The sequence below is a fragment of the Peterkaempfera griseoplana genome, from assembly GCF_001418575.1.
Lineage (GTDB): Bacteria > Actinomycetota > Actinomycetes > Streptomycetales > Streptomycetaceae > Peterkaempfera > Peterkaempfera griseoplana.
In genome coordinates, this window is the sequence record NZ_LIQR01000720.1 from 1 (window position 1) to 3,669 (window position 3,669).

Annotated in this window: 7 protein-coding genes and 1 pseudogene; all 8 read left to right on the plus strand. The window is 73.3% G+C overall.

All coding sequences use genetic code 11. The features are described from left to right. A partial coding sequence (locus AOK09_RS41515) for a hypothetical protein (RefSeq protein ID WP_055591372.1) occupies nt 1-234 on the plus strand: 234 nt, incomplete at its 5' end. Between the two features lie 25 nt (nt 235-259). Beyond that, entirely contained in the window at nt 260-871 is a 612-nt protein-coding gene (locus AOK09_RS35940) for a hypothetical protein (protein WP_055591373.1), read from the plus strand. A gap of 216 nt (nt 872-1,087) precedes the next feature. Beyond that, nucleotides 1,088-1,378, plus strand: a pseudogene (locus tag AOK09_RS42945) (DNA cytosine methyltransferase); the annotation flags it as partial. Further along, nucleotides 1,365-1,808, plus strand: coding sequence for a hypothetical protein (locus AOK09_RS42950; protein ID WP_245687640.1), 444 nt, complete (start codon nt 1,365-1,367; stop codon nt 1,806-1,808). The pseudogene AOK09_RS42945 and the gene AOK09_RS42950, both read left to right, overlap by 14 nt. Next, a complete protein-coding gene (locus AOK09_RS42955; RefSeq protein WP_245687641.1) occupies nt 1,787-2,086 on the plus strand; it encodes a hypothetical protein in 300 nt (99 codons plus the stop codon). The genes AOK09_RS42950 and AOK09_RS42955 overlap by 22 nt, the downstream gene beginning before the upstream one ends. 96 nt (nt 2,087-2,182) lie before the next feature. Beyond that, nucleotides 2,183-2,566, plus strand: a complete 384-nt coding sequence (locus tag AOK09_RS35950; protein WP_157876184.1) for an SH3 domain-containing protein — start codon at nt 2,183-2,185, stop codon at nt 2,564-2,566. Nucleotides 2,567-2,746: 180 nt separating this feature from the next. Further along, on the plus strand, nt 2,747-3,298 hold the full coding sequence (locus AOK09_RS35955; protein ID WP_055591375.1) for a DUF4913 domain-containing protein: 552 nt from the start codon (nt 2,747-2,749) through the stop codon (nt 3,296-3,298). Further along, a partial coding sequence (locus AOK09_RS35960; RefSeq protein WP_055591376.1) for a hypothetical protein occupies nt 3,295-3,669 on the plus strand: 375 nt, incomplete at its 3' end. The genes AOK09_RS35955 and AOK09_RS35960, both read left to right, overlap by 4 nt.

Here is a 3,669-nt window from a genome sequence, read left to right on the forward strand (position 1 = left end):
GACCAGGCCGCCTCCGGCCTGCGCCGCACCGCCCACACCCTCACGCCGCCGCCCCCGCCCGCGGCACCGGCCGCCGTCATCGCGCTGCCCGCGCAGGCGCGCGCCGCCCGACAACGCAGTACCGACACAAGCACCGGCCCGCAGCCCGCCACCGCAGCGGACCGCGCTCTGGCGCCGGTCATCCCGCTGCGGCGCCGCGGATCCACCCCCCGCACAGCCACGTCACTGTGCTGACCTCTCCCTGGAGACCGCCCTGTCCGTGTCCGTCGAAACCCAGACCGCCTGGCTGCTGCAGGTCGCCGCCGACCTCCACCTGTACGACGAGCAGCTGTTCGGCATCTACTGCCACCGCGACCCGCAGATCGAGCGCCTCGCCGAGACCATGGAGGGCCTGTCGAGGCTGCAGCGGGTCCTCATCGCGAACGCGAGCGACGAGCAGCCGCTCGCCGAGGACGCGTCCCCGGACGACGTGGCCTGGCGCCGCTGCACGCTCGCCTACGCCTACGCCGGGCTGCTCGCTGGCAAGGCCCTGCTGCGCGCACACCCCGCCCTCCTCGCCGCCGTCCGGATCCGGCAGGCCCCACAGTGGCCGCACAGCACACCCGATCGCATCACCTACGTCCGGTCACTGTCCGCGGCCCGCGAGGTCCTGCAGGAGGGCCGCTGGAGGATCGAGGAGATCGCCAGCGGCATGACCGGGCCTGAACCCGAGGCGCTGAAGGCCCTGACCGGCGAGTTCGCCTACAAGGCCGTTCGCAGCGCCGCCGTATCGCGTCCCGTCAAAAGTCCCCCAGTCGCCGAGGCCGCCGGAACCGGCGCCCAGGTGGTCACCTCCCCGCCCGCAGTCCGCGCCGCCGGGGCACACCGGTGACCGAACCTCACAGCCCCTGGCCGCGGATCGGCAGCATGTGCAGCGGATACGGCGGCTTGGACCTGGGCGTGCAGGCCGCCCTCGGCGGCGAGGTCGTCTGGCACGCCGAGGCGAACCCTGCCGCTGCCGCGATCCTCGCCCACCACTGGCCCAGAGGCGCCCAACCACGGCGACATCACCGCAGTCGACTGGTCCAGCGCCCCGCCCATCGACGTCCTGACCGCAGGTTTCCCCTGCCAGGACCTGTCAGTCGCCGGCAAACGCGCCGGCCTCGCCGAGGGCACCCGGTCCGGACTGTGGCACACCATCGCCCGCGCGATCGACGTCCTCCAACCGCGTCTGGTGGTGATCGAAAACGTCCGGGGAATCCTCTCCGCCCCCGCCTCTGCCGATAGCGACCTGGGCTCCTGCCCGTGGTGTGTGGGAGACCCCGCAGATCCTGCTGTGCGGGCACTCGGCGCCGTACTTGCAGACCTGGCCGACCTCGGGATGGATGCACGATGGACAATGCTTCGCGCCAGCGACGTCGGAGCGCCTCACCGCAGGGAACGCATCTTCGTCACCGCGTGGCCTGCCCACCCCCAAAGCCCGGGACGCCAAGGGCCCCGACCCGGGCCGCGAGGACCTCGGCCATGCCGTCACCCTGCTGAAGACCCCGACGAGCAACCTGGGCACGATCGGCGGGTCGCAGCACCCGGACAAGCGCCGCGCGGGCGGGCACGGCCCGAACCTCTCCGACGAGATCGAGCACCTGCACCTGCTGCCGACCCCACGGGCCAGCGACGGCACCCACGGCGGCCCGAACCAGCGCGGCTCCAAAGGCGACCTGACCCTGGCCTCAGCCACCGCCCAACTCCCGGCATACCAGGCAGCGCAGCCGCAATCGGCGGCCGAGATCCAGGCGGTGCTGCCGCTGTGGACCGGTGCGGAGCCCTGACTGACTGGGGCCCCTACGCGCAGGCCATCGCCCGCTGGGAGGCCCTGACCCGGCCTGCCCCGCACCCCACGGACGCCCGCGGGCGCCTCGCCCCCGCCTTCGTCGAATGGATCATGGGCCTGCCCGATGGCTGGGTGACCGCCGTCCCCGGCCTGCCTCGTGGCCAGCAGCTCACCGCCCTGGGCAACGGCGTCGTCCCCCAACAAGCCGCCCGCGCCCTGGAGCTGCTGAACCCCCCGCTGCACCTGTGCCGCACACACCCACCGCCTGCGGCGTAGCGCATCCACCGGCGCATTCCCAAACCGGCACACGGCCGGAAGCTCGTAGCCCGCGCCCGGCCGCTCGGCCGCACATCGCGCGCAATCCCCTATGCCTTGGAGGGCACCTTCCGCATGCTCCGCCGCCTCGCTGTTCCCGCCGCCGTCCTCGCCGCCGCCGCGGCCCTGTCCCTGAACTGCGCCGACGCCGCCTCCGCCCAGACCCCGCAGAGCGCCACCACCCTGGCCACTGCCTCCACGGTGTACGTCACCGGCACCTTCACCGGAAACGGCGTCAACATCCGCTCCGGCCACTCCACCAGCTATGTCGCCCTCGGTGCCGGCTTCAAGGGCCAGAAGTTCGACATCTCGGGCGAGTGGTACGGCTCCGGCCACACCTGGTTCTACGGCCGCAACCGGTCCACCGGCGTCAAGGGCTGGGTGATCGACACCTACCTGTACGTCCCCTCGGCCCACACCTGCATCCCCGAGTACTGCTGATCGCCGTCCGGCGGGCCTGGGGCGGCCACGGCCCCGGGCCCGCCGGCCCCAGCCCGGCCAGCCCACCCTGCTTCCGCCCAGAGAGCCCCGCACATGACCTCCCCCGACGTCCCAGAGCCCGAGCCCGCCCCAGGCGTTCCGCAGTCCCCTTCGCCCGCAGGTGGCGACCACGGTCCTGATATGCCGCCCAGCTGGGAGGAGCTCGCTGCGACGTACGAGAGGCTGGCTGAACGAACCGGGCAGCACAGCGACCTCGCCGAGCAGCTCCTCACCCTGATCGGCGACGGGACCGCAGCCACAGCCGGGCAGGAAGCGCAGTCGCTGTCGATTCTGGCGATGGACGAGGCAGCATACGCTGATGAGCTTGCGCTGATGACGCCGTGGGTCGACCTGATCCTGATGGACGTCTACGGCCGAGAGGTCACCACCGGCCGCCCCTGGTGCACCCGCTGGCCCGAGCACCCCGAGGCGGTCGCACGCCTCCACGCATGCTGGCTGGCCTGGCAGCAGCTGACCGCACCGGAGGCCGGGCCCGCCGGACCCAGCACCTGGCAGCGCGACCACCTCGAAGCGCTGCTGCTGCACCTGCGCTCCCCCGACGGGCCGTTCGCCGCCTGCACCCAGGCCCACCACCGGGTTCTGGACACCCCCGCCCACACCGACCCCGAGGCCCTGCCCACCGCCAACCGCACTGGGACGGCCTCGCGCAGTTCGGCCAGGAACCGCGCATGAACGCGGTGCTCTTCGCCTTCAGCGCCCACCCCGAGGCGCTGGAGGACCTACGCCGTGTGCCGGCCTGGGTGCGGGACTCCGCGCTGCTGCACCTGCAGCAGCTGGTCCGCGTCGAGCAGCGCGGACCAGCGCTCGGCCAGCACGGGGATCGGGATCTGCGCGGCTGCCGCAAGCTCTACCTCGATGCCGAGGTGCGGTGGCGGGCCGTCTACCAGGAGCGCCGCACCCCGCCCGGCTCCCTGTGGCCGCGGGAGATCCACCTGCTGGCCGTCGGCCCGCGGGCCGACGGCGAGGTCTACGACACCGCTGCCCGCCGCCTGCACGCGACACCCGCTCCAGCCCCCACGCCCCGGGGGCGCGCGGCGCTTGCC